General features: G+C 47.3%; 13 protein-coding genes and 1 pseudogene. 11 read left to right on the top strand and 3 right to left on the bottom strand.

Annotation, left to right across the window (positions count from 1 at the left end; all coding sequences use genetic code 11):
- Positions 1–322 precede the first annotated feature (322 nt).
- The 3 genes and pseudogenes from ACWJAO_RS09225 to ACWJAO_RS09215 form a co-directional block, all read right to left on the bottom strand.
- Positions 323–529: pseudogene (locus ACWJAO_RS09225) on the bottom strand (cell filamentation protein Fic); the annotation flags it as partial.
- A 306-nt stretch (positions 530–835) separates the two neighbouring features.
- On the bottom strand, positions 836–1,831 hold the full coding sequence (locus ACWJAO_RS09220) for a GNAT family N-acetyltransferase (RefSeq protein ID WP_449140051.1): 996 nt from the start codon (positions 1,829–1,831) through the stop codon (positions 836–838).
- 71 nt (positions 1,832–1,902) lie between these two features.
- Complete coding sequence (locus ACWJAO_RS09215) at positions 1,903–2,730, bottom strand: glycerol acyltransferase (RefSeq protein WP_449140050.1); 828 nt, start codon at positions 2,728–2,730, stop codon at positions 1,903–1,905.
- 356 nt (positions 2,731–3,086) lie between these two features.
- Between ACWJAO_RS09215 and rsmH the strand changes: the two genes are divergently transcribed.
- The 11 genes from rsmH (at position 3,087) to ftsA (ending at position 17,194) form a co-directional block, all read left to right on the top strand.
- Positions 3,087–4,001: a 16S rRNA (cytosine(1402)-N(4))-methyltransferase RsmH gene (gene rsmH, locus ACWJAO_RS09210; protein WP_117692963.1), complete on the top strand. Its 915-nt coding sequence runs from the start codon at positions 3,087–3,089 to the stop codon at positions 3,999–4,001.
- Positions 3,998–4,504 carry an FtsL-like putative cell division protein gene (locus ACWJAO_RS09205; protein ID WP_264902189.1) on the top strand — a complete coding sequence of 169 codons (507 nt, stop codon included), beginning with the start codon at positions 3,998–4,000 and terminating at the stop codon, positions 4,502–4,504. The genes rsmH and ACWJAO_RS09205 overlap by 4 nt, the downstream gene beginning before the upstream one ends.
- Positions 4,501–6,660, top strand: coding sequence for a penicillin-binding transpeptidase domain-containing protein (locus tag ACWJAO_RS09200; RefSeq protein WP_449140049.1), 2,160 nt, complete (start codon positions 4,501–4,503; stop codon positions 6,658–6,660). Before ACWJAO_RS09205 ends, ACWJAO_RS09200 begins: the two co-directional genes overlap by 4 nt.
- 81 nt (positions 6,661–6,741) lie before the next feature.
- A complete protein-coding gene (locus ACWJAO_RS09195; RefSeq protein WP_449140048.1) occupies positions 6,742–8,205 on the top strand; it encodes a UDP-N-acetylmuramoyl-L-alanyl-D-glutamate--2,6-diaminopimelate ligase in 1,464 nt (487 codons plus the stop codon).
- A 24-nt stretch (positions 8,206–8,229) separates the two neighbouring features.
- On the top strand, positions 8,230–9,498 hold the full coding sequence (gene mraY, locus ACWJAO_RS09190) for a phospho-N-acetylmuramoyl-pentapeptide-transferase (protein ID WP_449140047.1): 1,269 nt from the start codon (positions 8,230–8,232) through the stop codon (positions 9,496–9,498).
- 187 nt (positions 9,499–9,685) lie between these two features.
- Positions 9,686–11,023, top strand: a complete 1,338-nt coding sequence (murD, locus tag ACWJAO_RS09185) for a UDP-N-acetylmuramoyl-L-alanine--D-glutamate ligase (RefSeq protein WP_449140046.1) — start codon at positions 9,686–9,688, stop codon at positions 11,021–11,023.
- A gap of 38 nt (positions 11,024–11,061) precedes the next feature.
- Positions 11,062–12,339 (top strand): FtsW/RodA/SpoVE family cell cycle protein, encoded by a 1,278-nt coding sequence (locus tag ACWJAO_RS09180; protein WP_287842101.1) that lies wholly within the window; start codon positions 11,062–11,064, stop codon positions 12,337–12,339.
- A 92-nt stretch (positions 12,340–12,431) separates the two neighbouring features.
- Entirely contained in the window at positions 12,432–13,538 is a 1,107-nt protein-coding gene (gene murG, locus ACWJAO_RS09175) for an undecaprenyldiphospho-muramoylpentapeptide beta-N-acetylglucosaminyltransferase (protein ID WP_449140045.1), read from the top strand.
- On the top strand, positions 13,538–14,914 hold the full coding sequence (gene murC / locus ACWJAO_RS09170) for a UDP-N-acetylmuramate--L-alanine ligase (protein WP_449140044.1): 1,377 nt from the start codon (positions 13,538–13,540) through the stop codon (positions 14,912–14,914). Before murG ends, murC begins: the two co-directional genes overlap by 1 nt.
- Entirely contained in the window at positions 14,915–15,709 is a 795-nt protein-coding gene (locus ACWJAO_RS09165) for a cell division protein FtsQ (protein ID WP_449140043.1), read from the top strand.
- 39 nt (positions 15,710–15,748) lie between these two features.
- The gene (gene ftsA / locus ACWJAO_RS09160; protein WP_449140042.1) at positions 15,749–17,194 is read left to right on the top strand and encodes a cell division protein FtsA; all 1,446 of its coding nucleotides are present in this window, start codon (positions 15,749–15,751) and stop codon (positions 17,192–17,194) included.
- Positions 17,195–17,210: the final 16 nt, after the last annotated feature.

Raw genomic sequence — 17,210 nt, 5'->3', positions numbered from 1 at the left:
AAATACCCCATTGGAAAAATATAGAGACTTACTTCCAGACCGATGGAAAAAGCAGTAACAGCACTTATTTAATCAGCTGTTACTGCTTTTTTTGAATTATGCAAGGTATAAACGCGGAGCCGCTTACGGATAGCGTGATGGATCTTGTAAACATTTCATCAATCTATCACGTTAAACAAAAGAGATAACATCCTCATTATCAAATAATTAAAGTTTTGAAAAACGGAAAACGTGATGGTTGTGAGGGATAAAACAGATTTTTTCTTCTCATTTATTCATCCACCTGCTCATAATAATAAGAATAGTCTATGCCCTTCATGAAGGCTTGCAATTTCAACTGGTTAGTGGCACTAACCAGTTCATTATTTTCTTTCTTCAGCTTAGTCTTCAGATACTTCCAGTAATTACGGTTCTTAGAATAATCATCCTGCTCATTCAATACGCCGATAATATCAAGCACAGAGAACCACCACTTGTTGAGTTCCCCGTCCCAAACCGCTCTTACCTCCCGGTCTTTATAAAATCTGATTGATTATTTCCTGTCCATACAACTACACTTTTCGACACATGAAATCATGCTATCATCACACTTTTAGACACATAAAAATGCCAGAACGATACACTTTTCGACACATAAAACCATGCAATCATTACACTTTCTGAGACATGAAACCTGTGCAAAGATACACTTTTCGACACATAAAACCAAAATTCCGCTGCCTTTTCCGAGATTTATTAAGAGTATTTAACCGAGGCAAGCAGTTTTTACAGAAAACAAAAATCCCATGTTTCTATTGCCAACAAGCAATAAGAACATGGGATTCTGCGGTATATCTTAGATATCTTTTTCCTTATAAATCACATTATTAGCTCCGCTCGTTATCTTCAGAGCCTCAGGATGTTCCTTAATAAAACTATTGATGTGGCGAACCCGCTTCTCTTCGAGTATCTCATCGATGGCGATGAGGATGCCGGTCTCCTCTACATCACCAAAACCATAGTTGATGGCGGTACCGAAAAGCTTCATCGTAGGACTCAGACTCATGTAGGCATTAACAAGAGGAGGGATATTATAACCCAACTTGCGAACCTCACGGTTCAGAATGCGATAGTCTGCCTTGAAGTCATCTTCTGTAAAGATGGCAGCCAAATCACTCTCTGGAGTATCCAATTCCAGCGGTTTCATCGGGATTACGAGGTTCTCCTTGTCATCAAAATGCTTCTTGAGGAAATAGAGAATCATGTCGCGGCCACGACGGATGTAAGACGGATACATCGTCATCTTGCCGAAGAAATATTTTACTTCCGGATAGAGAACCGTCAAGGCGCCCAAACCATCCCAGAGATTGTCGAGAGCAAAAATACTCTTGGTGTTGGTACGTACATTCTGATATTCGAGTGAAACGAAGGAACGGCCCAACTCTACGGTATAAGGCATATACTCCTTGAGGAACTTGTCGGAGAAATGGAACATGTGGCTGGTTGCCAGCTTAGGCTGTCCCTTCTCATCGAGCTTCCAGTCCTTACCCAGGAGATAACGGTAACCGCCGATAATCTCATCGGCTTCAGGGTTCCAGACAATCAGCTGCTTGTAACAGTTGTCACCAAAGTCGAACTCATCAAGATCCATAGATTTGCCCGTTCCGCCTCCCGCTTCACGGAAAGCGATTTCACGAAGTCGACCAATCTCTTTCAGCACATTAGGCGAATCGTTTGCCGTAACGATGTAAATCTCGTTATGGCTCTTATTGGTCATTCTCAGTTGTTTGTCGGGTGTAAGCTCGCTCTTCAGGAGCTCACGATCAATCGGTTGGATGATTTCTTCTTCCATATTACTCTTCTTATATGCTATGATTCTACGATTTCTTTAATATAAAAAATTCTTCCGGGTTTTGCAAACCATTAAAGTTCATAAACCCTGTCTTCAACATACTGCGCCCACTCGGTAGCCGACTTGCTCTTATCAAAAGTCTGCCAAGGAATCGGTTTGCCGATGGATATGCGGAAATGCTTACCCACATTCCTGTACATCTCGTCGACCAGGAACAGCATGGCGAGATTGAACGGCAGATACTTGTCGCTAAATCGGGCGATGCGGTAGAAGCGCTCAGAGTTGCGCCCTCCGAAATGGATAGGCACCACATCGCGCTGATATTCTACACTCTTAGAGATAAACGTTTTCTTCCAAGGCAGGTCGTGAATAGTTCCATCCTTGCGCTTGCGGCTGTTCAAGCCAGCCGGAAACATCAGCATGTGGTTGTCACTCTTGAAGCCCGCCTCCACCATACGTGGGAAATCGCGGCTCTGGCGACCCGTCTTGTTGATGCCGATACTTACAGGTTTCAAACCCGGCAAGTTGAGCAGAAGATCATTCACCAGATAGCGGAACTTGCCATCATAGTGCTTGCCGATGATGGAACCGAGACATACACCGTCCTGTCCGCCCAGAGGATGATTGGAAACAAAGGTATAGAGTTTGCCGTCGTTCTTGTCAGGCAGGTTTTCCAAGCCTACGATTTCAACATCCATCTTCAGATAGCGCACACATTCGGCGAGCCATTCAGTACCCGAAAGGCCACGGCTCTCCCACAAGAACCTGTTCACCTCGTCCTCATGAATAATCTTCTTGAGCCAGGAAACCAGGAAGCGCGGTACGAATTTCACCTTGCTTCCCATCTTGCTCTTCAGTATCTTATCTATGCCTATCGTTTTCTCTATTGATTCACTCATGTTTGCTAAAACTTATATAAGTTAGTGCAAAAGTAACTCAACTTTTTCAAATACGTGCCATTTTTTCCCAAAAAATAGCAAAAAAGCGAAAATTTATTAGTTTTTTAAAACTATCACGACAAATCGAGCCCATTTTGCACGTATTTTTGCAAAAGCATCACACTTGATGAGACCAAAAAGGCGATGCCCGAAACTGGAAGGTGAAGTTGACCAAAAACAACTTTTTCATTAAGTTTTATAAATTTTGTGGGAAAAAGTAAGGCTATATGGAGATTTTTATGTACCTTTGAACCCAAATTTATACATTAATAAGTACGCACGCAATACTATAACGCGATAAGACAGCAAAAAGATATATGATAAAGACAGCAGAAACATATCACGTACCGGTGCTCCTCAAGGAGAGCGTTGACGGGTTGAACATACAGCCAGGAGGCATCTATGTAGACGTAACCTTCGGTGGCGGCGGACATTCCAGAGAGATTCTGTCGCGCCTGACGGAGGGAGCGCACCTGTACAGTTTCGACCAGGACGCCGATGCAGAGCGCAACGTGGTGGCAAACGAGAACTTCACCTTCGTATGCTCCAACTTCAGATTCCTGAAAAACTGGATGCGCTACTATGGGGTAGACGGACTCGACGGACTGTTAGCCGACCTGGGCGTATCGAGCCACCACTTCGATGACGAGACCCGCGGTTTTTCCTTCCGTTTCGACTCCCCACTCGATATGCGCATGAACAAGCGTGCGGGCAAGACTGCTGCCGACATCGTAAACGAATATGACGAAGGTGCCCTTGCCGACATCTTCTACCTATACGGTGAGCTGAAGAACTCGCGCCGCATCGCCTCGGCACTCGTCAAGGCAAGAGCCGAGAAGCCCATCCTCACCACCAAAGACTTTATGGCAGCCGTAGAGCCCCTCTTCAAGCGGGAGCGTGAGAAGAAAGACATGGCAAAGCTCTTCCAGGCGCTGCGCATAGAAGTGAACCACGAGATGGACGCCCTGAAAGAGATGCTCCGCTCAGCTACGGAACTTCTGAAACCGGGAGGCCGACTCAGCGTCATCACCTATCACTCGCTGGAAGACAGAATCGTAAAGAACATGATGAAAGCGGGCAATGCAGAAGGCAAGATAGAGCAGGACTTCTTCGGAAGAATAGAAACCCCTTTCAAACTCGTGAACAACAAGGTAATCGTTCCCGATGCCGACGAGCAGGAAAGAAACCCTAGGAGCAGAAGCGCCAAACTAAGAATAGCAGAAAAGAAATGATAAACGATAAAGACATAAACATCAGCGAGAAGCCTATAGCCGAAGAAAAGGCACAGGCATCACAGGAACCGCCGAAGCAGAAAACTCCGCAGCAGGAGCCACAGCAGCAGGAGGCTCCACAGGCTTCGCTCAAGGAAGTGATTGCCAAGCAAGCCATAGAGGAAGAGGCTTCAGGATCATCGAGCTTTACGCTGCGAAAGATTCTGGGTGGAGACATTCTTACCGCACAAATCATACGCCGGCAGATATGGCTCGTTATCCTCATCGTGCTTTTTGTCATTATCTACATATCCAACCGATACAATATCCAGAACGATATCATCGAGTTGGACAAACTGCAGAAAGAACTGCAAGACACCAAATACAAAGCGCTGTCTACAAGCAGCCAGATAACAGAGAAGAGTCGTGAAAGTAATGTGCTCGACATGCTGAAGAACAACAAAGACAGCGTGCTGCACATCGCTACCCAACCTCCATACATCATAAACGTACCCGAAGAATGAGCAGCAAATTTGATCACAAGAAAGTAATGCCCCGCTACAGCGCCATCGCCATCATCATGACGATTTTCGCCATAGCCGTAGTGGGTAAAGCGCTCTACATCATGACCGCCAAGCATGATTACTGGATGAAGGTGGCTGAACGGCAGAAGAAGGATTCCGTGACCGTAAAGCCAAACCGAGGCAACATCTTGAGCTGCACAGGACAGCTGATGGCAAGTTCGCTGCCGGAGTTTAAGGTTTTCATGGACTTCAAGGCGCTGAAAGATGCAAAAAACGACTCGCTGTGGGATGCCAAGCAAGACTCCATCTGCCTTTGCCTGCACAAGATATTTCCGAATCTGAGCGAGTCTGATTTCAAGAAGCACCTCACCGAAGGTCGCGCCAAGATGAGCCGCCACTGGCCGGTTTATCCGAAGCGTGTAGACTATAACACCTTCACCGAGATAAAGGACATCCCTGTATTCCGCCTGAAACCCTACCAGAGCGGTTTCCACTGGGAAGAATATAATGCCCGAACCAGAACTTACGGTTCGCTGGCAGGCCGAACCATCGGAGCCATGTATGGCGCCAAGGATACCGCCCGCTTCGGTCTGGAGCTGAGTTACGACTCCATCCTGCGAGGCACCAACGGTATCGTGCATCGCCGCAAGGTGCGCAATAAGTTCCTCGACATTACCGATACTCCTCCTATTGACGGAGCCGATATCGTGACCACCATCGATGTGAGCATGCAAGACCTTGCTGAACGCTCACTCATCGACGAGCTGAAGGAAATCAACGCCAATGTGGGTGTAGCCATCGTGATGGATGTACCTACGGGCGACATCAAGGCCATCGTAAACATGGAGAAATGTTTCGACGGCGAATACAGAGAAATCCACAACCATGCCGTGAGCGACCTTCTGGAGCCAGGCTCGGTGTTCAAGCCAGCCTCTATCCTCGTAGCGCTGGACGACGGAGTGGTAGACACGACCTATCACGTAGAAACCGGTGGCGGTATATGGCCGATGTACGGCAGAGAAATGAAAGACCACAACTGGCGAAAAGGCGGATACGGAATGCTGACCCTCGCACAGACCCTGTGGTACAGTTCGAACATCGGTGTGAGCCGCATCATAGACGACCATTACCGCAACAACCCGGAGAAATTCGTAAAGGGTATCTACCGTACCGGTCTGCACGACGACCTGAAGATTCCACTGGTGGGAGCAACGCCAGCCAGAATCCGCATGCCGCACAGAAACAAGAACGGACAGTATGACAACTGGGCAAAGACCAGTTTGCCATGGATGAGTATCGGATATGAGACCCAGATACCGCCTATCTCTACCCTCACCTTCTACAACACCATCGCCAACAACGGCAAGATGATGCGACCAAGATTCGTGAGCAAGGTAATGAAGAACGGAGAAACCATCATGGAATTTCCTCCTGAAGTGATGCGCCAGCAGATAGCCAAGGAGAAGAGCATCAAGGAACTGCAAACCATCCTGGAACAGGTGGTAAGCGTGGGACTGGGAAAGAAAGCCGGTTCGCCTAACTTCAAAGTGGCAGGAAAGACCGGCACAGCCCAGATTTCAAAAGGTGCCGGTGGATATAAGAGTGGCGGAACCAGCTATCTCATCAGTTTCGCAGGCTACTTCCCTGCCGATGCACCACGCTACAGCTGTATCGTCTGCATACAGAAATCCGGTTTACCTGCTTCGGGCGGTACGATGTGCGGTAAGGTCTTCCATGAGATTTCAGAAGGCATCATGGCGCAGAGTCTGAAAGTTGACGTAAAGGACGCCCGCGACTCAGCATCCGTCTTCGTTCCTGACGTAAAGGCAGGCAATATCCTTGCTGCCAACTATGTGCTCAGCCACCTCGGCATCAAGACCAATACCAACTGGAGTGGCAGCTATGCCGACGGCAACCCTATCTGGGGCAAGGCAGAGCGCGTGGGTAACCACAGCATCAAGCTCATCAGGGAGAAGCAATACGGCAAGACGATCGTACCCGACGTTACCGGAATGGGAGCCCGAGACGCTATCTACAATATGGAGAGCCGGGGCATCAAGACCCAGATTATAGGTAGAGGAAAGGTAGTAAAGCAGAGTCTGGTGCCGGGAACGGTCATCAAGAAAGGTGCCGTATGCAGCATTGTGCTCGAATAAAACTCAGAAACAGTTATCTGAAACCCTATATATAATAAGGTGTAGATAAAAAATATATAGAATATAAAACAGAAACAGGATATGAAGTTAAAAGAATTACTCAAAAACATCGAACCGGTTCAGATAATCGGCGATGCTGATGTAGAGGTTTCGGGAGTAAACATCGACTCTCGCAAGATTAAGGAAGGTCATCTCTTCGTTGCCATGAAGGGAACGCAGGTTGACGGTCACAAGTTTATTCCAAAGGCATTGGAGCTGGGCGCAAAGTCGGTTTTGTGCGAAGACATGCCTGAAGAGAAAGTTGAGGGCGTAACTTACATTCAGGTCGCTTCGACCGAGGATGCTGTCGGCAAGGTAGCAACCCTCTTCTACGGCGACCCTTCAAGAAAGCTCAAACTGGTAGGCGTAACCGGTACCAATGGTAAGACCACCATTGCCACCTTATTATATAATATGTTCCGCAAGTTCGGCCATAAGTGTGGCTTGCTCTCTACCGTCTGCAACTACATTGAGGACGAGGCTATCCCTGCCGACCATACCACCCCAGACCCTATCGAGCTGAACATGCTCCTGGGCAAGATGGTAGAGGCAGGCTGCGAGTATGCCTTCATGGAGTGCTCTTCTCACGCCATCGCACAGAAGCGTATCGGAGGCCTACAGTTTGCCGGAGGCTTGTTCACCAACCTGACCCGCGACCACCTCGATTACCACAAGACATTCGAGAACTACCGTAATGCCAAGAAGGCTTTCTTCGACGGACTGCCTAAGACAGCCTTTGCCATTACCAATGCCGACGACAAGAACGGCATGATCATGGTACAGAACACCAAGGCTACCGTGAAAACCTACTCTACCCGCAGCATGGCAGACTTCAGAGCCAGGATTCTGGAGTGTCACTTCGGCGGCATGTATCTGGAGATTGACGGCAAAGAAGTGGGCGTACAGTTCATCGGTAAGTTCAACGTGAGCAACCTGCTCGCCGTATATGGTGCAGCCATTATGCTCGGCAAGAAGCCAGAGGATGTACTCGTAGTGATGAGTACCCTTCACAGCGTAAGCGGAAGACTGGAACCAATCCAGTCGCCAGAAGGTTATACCGCCATTGTTGACTATGCCCATACACCAGATGCACTAGAGAACGTATTGAACGCCATCCACGAAGTGCTCGAAGGCAAGGGCGGAGAAGTCATCACCGTTTGCGGTGCCGGCGGCAACCGTGACAAGGGCAAGCGCCCATTGATGGCACAGGAGGCTGTAAAGCAGAGCGATAAGGTAATCATCACCAGTGACAACCCACGTTTCGAAGAGCCACAGGACATCATCAACGACATGCTTGCCGGACTCAATGCCCAGCAGATGAAGAAGGTAATCAGCATCGTAGACCGCAAGGAAGCCATCCGCACAGCCTGCATGCTGGCAAAGAAGGGCGACGTGATTCTCGTAGCCGGTAAGGGACACGAAGATTACCAGGAGATCAAGGGCGTAAAGCACCACTTTGACGACAAAGAGGTGATTCGCGACATCTTCGGAATTTCACAGAAGTAAAATCAATCAAGAAAAGAAAGAAAAATGTTATACTATCTCTTTAGATTTCTGGAGCAGTGGGGCATCTCAGGTTCTCACATGTGGGGTTACATCTCATTCCGCGCCCTGCTTGCGCTGATTTTATCATTGGTCATCTCAGCCTGGTTCGGCGAGAAATTCATCAAGTATCTCAAGAGCAAGCAAATCACAGAAACTCAGCGCGATGCCAGCATCGATCCGTTCGGTGTAAAGAAGATTGGCGTTCCTTCTATGGGTGGCGTCATCATCATCCTGGCTATCCTCGTACCGGTACTGTTACTCGGACGTTTGCGCAACATCTATCTTATCCTGATGATCATCACCACCATATGGCTCGGCTTCCTCGGTGGAATGGACGACTTCATCAAGATTTTCAAGCGTGATAAAGAGGGCTTGAAGGGTAAATATAAGATTATAGGTCAGATTGGTATCGGACTCATCGTGGGACTGGTACTCTGGTCTTCACCTGACGTAAAGATGAACGAGAACCTCGCCATTGAGCGACAGGGTCAGGAAACGGTGGTAAAGCATCGTACGGAAGCAAGAAAATCGCTGAAGACCACCATCCCATTCGTCAAGGGACACAACCTCGACTATTCCAGCATCACCAGTTTCTGCGGTAAGTACAAGGTAGCAGCAGGCTGGATTCTCTTCGTCATCATGACCATCTTCGTGGTAACAGCCGTATCAAACGGTGCCAACCTCAACGATGGTATGGACGGAATGTGTGCAGGAAACTCCGCCATCATAGGTGTGGCGCTAGGCATACTTGCGTATGTGTCGTCGCACATCGAGTTTGCCGCCTACCTCAATATCATGTATATTCCTGGTTCTGAGGAACTGGTAGTATTCTTCTGTGCCTTCATCGGAGCCCTCATCGGTTTCCTCTGGTACAACGCTTACCCTGCCCAGGTATTCATGGGCGATACGGGTTCGCTGACCATCGGCGGTATCATCGCAGTAGGTGCCATCATCATCCACAAGGAGCTGATGCTGCCTATCCTCTGCGGTATTTTCTTCGTAGAAAGCCTCAGCGTGATGATGCAGGTTTACTATTACAAGATAGGAAAGCGGAGAGGTGTGAAGCAGCGTATCTTCAAGCGCACACCTATCCACGACAACTTCCGCACACAGGACAGTCAGCTGGATCCAGACTGCAAGTATCTGTGGAAGAAGCCTCGCAACTGCTTCCATGAATCAAAGATTACCATCCGTTTCTGGATTGTAACCATCATTCTGGCAGCGTTGACCATCATCACATTGAAGATCAGATAACAGAACTTTCGCATATGTGGAAGTTAAGGGAAGTTAGAGGAGTTAGAAGGAAGTTAAGGGACAAATGTCCTACGTTTTACGACTAAAGACTATTGTCTCTTAACTTCCCGAACGACCGTAGGGAGTGATAACTTCTTTAACTTCAATTAATTCCCTCACTTGCGAAACTAGTATAGAAAATAAGACAATGAGCAAAATTGTAATTTTAGGAGCTGGCGAAAGTGGCGCAGGTGCAGCCGTGCTGGCAAAGAAAGAGGGATTCGAGGTCTTTGTTTCAGACATGTCAAAGATCAAGGATAACTACAAGAAGTTGATGGATGACCACAACATTGAATGGGAAGAAGGTCACCATACTGAAGAAAAGATTTTAGATGCTGATGAAGTCATCAAGAGCCCGGGTATTCCTAAGGAAGCACCTATGGTTCAGAAACTGATGGCTAAGGGTACTCCTATCATAAGCGAAATAGAATTTGCGGGCAGATATACTGACGCCAAGATGATCTGTATTACGGGAAGTAATGGTAAGACTACCACTACCTCTCTGATTTACCACATCATCAAGTCGGCTGGCTATGATGTCGGTCTGGCTGGAAATATCGGAAAGAGTCTTGCCCTTCAGGTGGCAGAAACTCCTCATAAGTACTACGTCATCGAGCTGAGCAGTTTCCAACTCGACAACATGTATGAGTTCCGTGCCAACGTGGCTATCCTGCTCAATATCACTCCAGACCATCTGGACCGCTATGAGTTTAAGATGCAGAACTATACCGATGCCAAGATGCGCATCACCCAGAACCAGACAGAGGAAGACAGCTTCATCTTCTGGAATGATGATCCTATCGTTACAAAGGAGTTGGCTAAGTACAACCTCAAGTCACACCTCTGCCCATTCTCTGAGTTCAAGGAGGAGGGTTGCGTTGGCTTTATAGAGGATGGCAAGTACAAACTCAACTTCCCTTCAGCCTTCGAAATGCCACAGGCAGACATGAGTCTCCGCGGCAAGCACAATATCTATAACAGTCTGGCTGCAGGTCTGGCATGCAACATCGTAGGCATCGACCACGAGACCCTGCATAAAGGCTTGAGCGACTTCCCTGGCGTAGAGCACCGCCTGGAGAAAGTGGGCAAGTTCCAAGGCGTTTACTATGTGAACGACTCAAAGGCAACCAACGTGGATGCCTGCTGGTATGCGCTGGAGAGCATGACAACCCCTACCATCCTCATCATCGGCGGTAAGGATAAGGGAAATGACTATAACCAGATCAAGGACCTGGTAAAGGAGAAATGTGCGGGTATCGTATATCTCGGAGCCGACAACCAGAAGTTGCACGACAACTTTGACGCACTCGGCATCCCTGTCCGCGACACCCACAGCATGAAGGATTGCGTGGCAGCCTGCCAGGAATTGGCAAAGCCGGGCGACACCGTACTCCTCAGTCCATGCTGCGCAAGCTTCGACCTCTTCAAGAACATGGAAGATAGAGGCGAGCAGTTTAAAGCGCTGGCAAGAGCCATCGGAGAATAACAGTTTTCAACAGATAGAACAGATAGAACGATAAAGAAATGAATAACAAGAGCATAGGTAATATTTTCAAGGGAGACAAGGTGATCTGGATGGTCTTCTTCTTTCTCTGTATGATAAGCATCGTGGAGGTATATTCTGCCTCCAGCTCCTTGTCGTACAAGACCGGAAACTATATGGCGCCTGTTATCCGACATATCTTGCTCTTGGGAGGCGGTCTGTTCACCATGATTTGCATGCTCAAGGTGAAATGCAAGTACTTCAAGATTGTTACACCCGTCGTGATGGGCATCTCATTACTGTTGCTCGTCCTGGTATTGGCTACCGGCCAATCTACCAACGGAGCTTCCCGCTGGTTCTCCCTGATGGGCGTACAGTTTCAGCCTTCAGAGATAGCAAAGGGTGCGGTAGTACTAGCTGTAGCTCAGATTCTTAGCGCCATGCAAGCACCTCAGGGTGCCAACAGGAAGGCTTTCAAGTTTATACTTGTAGCAACCGCTCCATTTGTAATTCTCATCGGTCTGGAGAACTTATCTACAGCCATGCTCCTCAGTGTCACAATCCTGGCCATGATGCTCATCGGAAGAGTGCCGATGAACCAGATTGGTAAGTTGGTGGGACTGGGCATGATTGTCATCGTAACAGCCTTTGCAGGTATCATGATTATCGGACAGGACAAGGGCGAGGAAGGCAATAAACCGGAAAATACGCTGACCGAGAAGGTTGAACAGGAACAGGACAAGCCTAACATGGCAGAAAAGATGTTCCATAGAGCCGACACCTGGAAAGCCCGTATTGACAAGTTTATGAACTCCAAGCCTGTAGCCCCACAGGATGTCGATCTCGACAAAGATGCCCAAGTGGCACATGCCAATATCGCCATCGCCTCTTCCAACATCGTAGGCAAAGGGCCAGGAAACTCAGTAGAAAGAGACTTTCTCTCACAGGCGTTCTCAGACTTCATCTATGCCATCATCATCGAAGAGATGGGTATATGGGGAGCCGCACTGGTTGCATTCCTCTACATCATCCTCCTGTTCAGAGCTGGCAGAATAGCCAACCGGTGTGAGAACAATTTTCCAGCCTTCCTCTGTATGGGACTCGCCATCATGCTGGTTACCCAGGCACTCTTCAACATGGCTGTAGCAGTAGGTCTGGCTCCTGTTACAGGACAGCCACTACCACTCATCAGTAGAGGTGGTACATCTACCATCATCAACTGTCTGTACCTGGGCATCATCCTGAGTATCAGCAGAACAGCCAAGAAGAAAGAAATACCTCAAAATGAGCTTAACGACAGCAAAATGGTGGCTGCCTGACAAGAGTTTTATAAATTAAGGTGAAAAAATGGCAGAAAATGCCGTTAAATCGATATTTTTTTTATACCTTTGCGTTATAAACATGAACGGATATGAATAATGAATTAAGAATTATCATAAGCGGAGGCGGCACAGGTGGTCACATCTTCCCTGCCGTATCCATTGCAAATGCCATCAAGGCAAAGCGCCCTGATGCTAAGATTTTGTTTGTAGGTGCACTCGGCAGAATGGAAATGCAGCGTGTACCTGCTGCGGGTTATGAAATCAAGGGCTTGCCTATCTGCGGTTTCGACAGAAAGCATCTGCTCAAGAACATCGCCGTACTCTTCAAGATATGGAAGAGCCAGCACATGGCAAAGAGCATCATCAAAAACTTCAAGCCTATGGCGGCTGTGGGCGTAGGTGGCTATGCTAGCGGTCCGACTCTCAATGTTTGTGCCAGCAAAGGAATACCTTGCCTCATTCAGGAGCAGAATTCATACGCTGGTGTAACCAATAAACTCTTAGCCAAGAAGGCTGAAAAAATCTGTGTGGCTTACGAAGGAATGGAGCGTTTCTTCCCTGCAGACAAGATTATCATGACCGGTAATCCTGTTCGCCAGAATGTATTGGAAACTACCATCACCCAGAAAGAAGCACGCAAGCTATTCGGTCTCGACCCAGAAAAGAAGACCATCTTGCTCGTAGGTGGCAGCCTTGGCGCAAGAACCATCAATGAGAGTGTGCTCCAGCACCTCGACCTGGTGAAAGAAAGCGGCGTACAGTTTATCTGGCAGACCGGTAAATACTATAATGCTGCCATCATGGAACAGCTGAAAGGTCAGGAGTTGCCAATGCTCAAGGTTACTGATTTCATCAGCGACATGGGTGCAGCTTACAAGGCAGCCGACCTGGTTATCAGCCGCGCAGGTGCCAGCAGCATCAGCGAGTTCTGCCTCATCGGCAAACCGGTTATCCTGGTTCCAAGTCCTAATGTGGCAGAAGACCACCAGACCAAGAACGCCATGGCATTAGTCAACAAAGATGCTGCCATCTACGTAAAGGATGCCGATGCACCAGAGGTATTGCTCAAGAAAGCAGTTGACACGGTAAAAGACGAGGCAAAGCTTGCTTCGCTCTGTGAGAATATCAAGAAATTAGGATTAAAGAACTCTGCCGACATCATCGCCGACGAAGTAATCAAATTAGCAACAAAGTAATGGAAATTAAAGATATTAAAGCAGTTTATTTTGTAGGAGCCGGCGGCATCGGAATGAGCGCCATCGCTAGATACTTCCTCAGCAAGAAGTTGGTTGTAGCCGGATATGACAAGACTCCATCCAATCTAACTCATGAGTTGGAGAAAGAGGGAATGCTTATCCACTATGAGGAGAATGTTGACCTCATACCAGAAGCCTGCAAGGACGCCAAGACAACATTGGTAGTCTACACACCGGCAATTCCTGCCGAACACAAGGAACTGGTTTTCTTCCGTGAGAACGGTTTCACCATAGAGAAGCGCGCTCAGGTTCTGGGTACATTAACCCGTACACATAAGGGACTGTGCGTAGCGGGAACACATGGTAAGACATCAACATCTACCATGTGCGCTCACATCATGCATCAGAGCCATATTGACTGTAATGCCTTCCTGGGAGGAATCTCAAAGAACTATGGCACCAACTACATCCTCTCCGACAAGAGCGACTATGTTGTCATTGAGGCAGATGAGTTTGACCGCAGTTTCCACTGGTTGCGCCCATGGATGAGCGTCATCACAGCTACAGATCCTGACCATCTCGACATCTACGGCACCAAGGAGGCTTATCTGGAGAGTTTCCGTCACTATACAGAACTGATCCAACCGGGCGGTGCACTCATCATCCACAAAGGTCTGGAGATGAAACAGCACGTACAGGACGGCGTCAAGATATACGAATACAGCCAGGACGAGGGCGACTTCCACGCTGAGAATATCAAGATAGAGAATGGAGGAATCACTTTTGATTTCATCTCTCCTATCGAGAACGTAACGGGCGTAGAACTCGGACAGCCTGTACCTATCAACATCACCAACGGTGTGGCAGCAATGGCAATGGCGCAGTTGAATGGTTGTACAGCCGATGAGCTCCGCAACGGCATGAAGACCTACGGAGGAGTTGACCGCCGTTTCGACTTTAAGATCAAGAACGACAAACTGGTATTCCTATCTGATTATGCTCATCATCCAAAGGAGATTTATCTGAGTGCAAAGAGTATCAGAGAGTTGTACAAGGATCGTAAGATTACAGCCATCTTCCAGCCTCACTTGTATACTAGAACCCGCGACTTCTATAAAGATTTCGCCAACAGCTTGAGTCTTTTGGACGAGGTAATCCTCTGCGACATCTATCCAGCTCGCGAGCAGCCTATTCCGGGAGTAACCTCCAAGCTTATCTATGACAACCTGAAACCAGGTGTAGAAAAGAGCATGATTCACAAAGAAGACGTTCTTGACCTGGTAAAGAATCGAGACTTCGATGTTCTAGTTATCTTAGGAGCTGGCGATTTGGACAACTATGTTCCACAAATTACCAAAATACTTGAAGAGAAATAAATGCATATCAATTGGAAGAAAACCATCATCATCGCACTGGATTTAGTACTGGGTACTTATCTGGTATTCGCTTTCACCAGGTTTAACAAACCTGATGAAACGAAGTTGGTATGCACCAAGGTGAACATCAACATTCAAGATGAGATGACCAATGGCTTTCTGAATGCGAAGGAAATCAAGAAACGACTGGAAACAAGGAAACTCTATCCGCTGGGGGAACCGCTCAAAAAGGTGAACGCCCGCATGATAGAGGAAACCTTGAAGACCAGTCCTTTCGTCAAGACAGCAGAATGTTCAAAGACGCAGGATGGTCTTGTAGACATCTACCTCACCCAACGCATGCCAATCGTCAGAATCAAAAGCATCAGCAACGAAGATTATTATATTGATGACCACAATCAGATTATGCCCAACACGAACTACACATGCGATATCATTATCGCAACGGGGCACATCAACAAGTGGTATGCAAAAAAATACATCTCATTGCTAAGCAAAGCGCTGATGACGAACGAGCTCTGGAGAAACCAGATAGAACAGATCAATGTTCTGCCTGACAGAGGAATAGAACTGGTACCGCGAGTAGGCAACCACATTATATATATAGGTAACCTGCCAGAGACCAACCTCATCGACAAACGAGAGCAAGCCATCAACGATTTCGTCAACAAGAAGATGAATCGATTAGAGAAATTCTATAAGTATGGACTCTCACAAGCTGGCTGGAACAAGTATTCGTATATCAATATCGAATTCGACAACCAGATCATATGTAAAAAGCATCAAAATAGCTAATTAGAAAATAGAAACAGATTAAGATAACATATAAGAACTATGCCAAAGGAATTTATTGTAGCTATCGAACTTGGCTCATCTAAGATGACAGGTATAGCAGGTCAGAAGAATTTGGACGGCAGCATCACCGTACTTGCCACCGTAGAGGAAGATTCATCTTCTTGCATCAGAAAGGGTGTAATCTATAACATTGACAAAACCTGCCAATGCTTGACCAACATCATCAAGAAGTTGAAGAATATACTGAAACAGGATATCACCCAGGTCTATGTAGGCGTGGGCGGTCGCTCTATACGCAGTATCAAGAACGTCATTGTCAAGGATCTCCCAGGTAACACCATCATCTCACAAGAGATGATCAATGAACTGATGGATATCAACCGCAACATGACCTATCCGGACCAGGAAATTCTGGATGCTGCAACTCAGGAATACAAGATAGACAACCAATACCAGATAGACCCTGTAGGAATACAGTGTAACCATCTGGAAGGCATCTTCCTGAATATACTTTGGCGCAAGAACTTCTATAACAATATCAATACCTGTTTTGAAAATGCCAACATTCCTATTGCAGAAATGTACCTGGCTCCATTAGCTATGGCTGACAGCGTTTTGACAGACTCAGAAAAGCGTGCAGGCTGTATGCTTGTTGACTTGGGTGCCGATACGACAACCGTTTCTGTATATTATAAAGGTATACTTCGTCATCTCTCTGTCATCCCATTGGGCGGAGGCAACGTGACCAAAGACTTAACTTGTCTTCAGATTGAAGAGCCTGATGCTGAAAAGATGAAACTCAAGTATGCCAAGGCTTATACCGATATCAACAATATCGACCCGACCCTGAACTACCCTATCGACAAGGATAGAGTGGTTGAAAGCAAGAAGTTCATCGAAATCGTAGAAGCACGCGTAGAGGAAATCGTAGAAAACGCATGGTTCCAGATTCCTGTGGAATTCTCAGATAAGCTGTTGGGGGGTATCATCCTTACAGGTGGCGGCAGCAACATGCCTGAAATCGATAAGGTTTTCAAGACACATACCCATATCGACAAAGTACGCATTGCCAAGTTTGTTTCTCAAACAGTCAACTCCAAGGATCCTAAGATTACCAATCACGATGGTACAATGAACACCGTATTGGGACTCCTGGCAAAGGGAGACATGAACTGTGCAGGTGACGAAATTGGCACAGACCTCTTCAGCAATTCTGCAGAAAAGCCTGTAACAGCCGAGCAGCACAAGGCTCCAAGAAATCCTAATGAGACAGCCGGCAAGGGCGTGGTTCTTACTGCTGCAGAAAAAGCGGCTGCTGACGAGGCTGCCCGCAAGCAGAAAGAACTGGAAGAGGCTGAGGCAAGACTTCTGGCAGAAAAAGAAGCTGAAGAAGAAGAAAAGAGACGCAAAGAAAACAGTCTCATCCATAAAATGATGAGAGGTTTCAAGAAGTTTGTGAAAGATACCATTTCTGAGGAAGAATAAGATGCCCTGGATTAGG

The organism is Segatella sp., assembly GCF_977051555.1.
Note: the sequence above shows the minus strand (reverse complement) of the source record. Positions and strands in the feature narration are given on the sequence as shown.

What these genes read in the sequence shown, in the direction of transcription:
- ACWJAO_RS09215 (WP_449140050.1), bottom strand. Translation starts at nt 2,730, where the DNA reads ATGAGTGAATCAATAGAGAAAACGATAGGCATAGATAAGATACTGAAG.
- ACWJAO_RS09205 (WP_264902189.1), top strand. Translation starts at nt 3,998, where the DNA reads ATGATAAACGATAAAGACATAAACATCAGCGAGAAGCCTATAGCCGAA.
- ftsA (WP_449140042.1), top strand. Translation starts at nt 15,749, where the DNA reads ATGCCAAAGGAATTTATTGTAGCTATCGAACTTGGCTCATCTAAGATG.
- murC (WP_449140044.1), top strand. Translation starts at nt 13,538, where the DNA reads ATGGAAATTAAAGATATTAAAGCAGTTTATTTTGTAGGAGCCGGCGGC.
- murG (WP_449140045.1), top strand. Translation starts at nt 12,432, where the DNA reads ATGAATAATGAATTAAGAATTATCATAAGCGGAGGCGGCACAGGTGGT.
- ACWJAO_RS09200 (WP_449140049.1), top strand. Translation starts at nt 4,501, where the DNA reads ATGAGCAGCAAATTTGATCACAAGAAAGTAATGCCCCGCTACAGCGCC.
- mraY (WP_449140047.1), top strand. Translation starts at nt 8,230, where the DNA reads ATGTTATACTATCTCTTTAGATTTCTGGAGCAGTGGGGCATCTCAGGT.
- ACWJAO_RS09165 (WP_449140043.1), top strand. Translation starts at nt 14,915, where the DNA reads ATGCATATCAATTGGAAGAAAACCATCATCATCGCACTGGATTTAGTA.
- ACWJAO_RS09220 (WP_449140051.1), bottom strand. Translation starts at nt 1,831, where the DNA reads ATGGAAGAAGAAATCATCCAACCGATTGATCGTGAGCTCCTGAAGAGC.
- murD (WP_449140046.1), top strand. Translation starts at nt 9,686, where the DNA reads ATGAGCAAAATTGTAATTTTAGGAGCTGGCGAAAGTGGCGCAGGTGCA.
- rsmH (WP_117692963.1), top strand. Translation starts at nt 3,087, where the DNA reads ATGATAAAGACAGCAGAAACATATCACGTACCGGTGCTCCTCAAGGAG.
- ACWJAO_RS09180 (WP_287842101.1), top strand. Translation starts at nt 11,062, where the DNA reads ATGAATAACAAGAGCATAGGTAATATTTTCAAGGGAGACAAGGTGATC.
- ACWJAO_RS09195 (WP_449140048.1), top strand. Translation starts at nt 6,742, where the DNA reads ATGAAGTTAAAAGAATTACTCAAAAACATCGAACCGGTTCAGATAATC.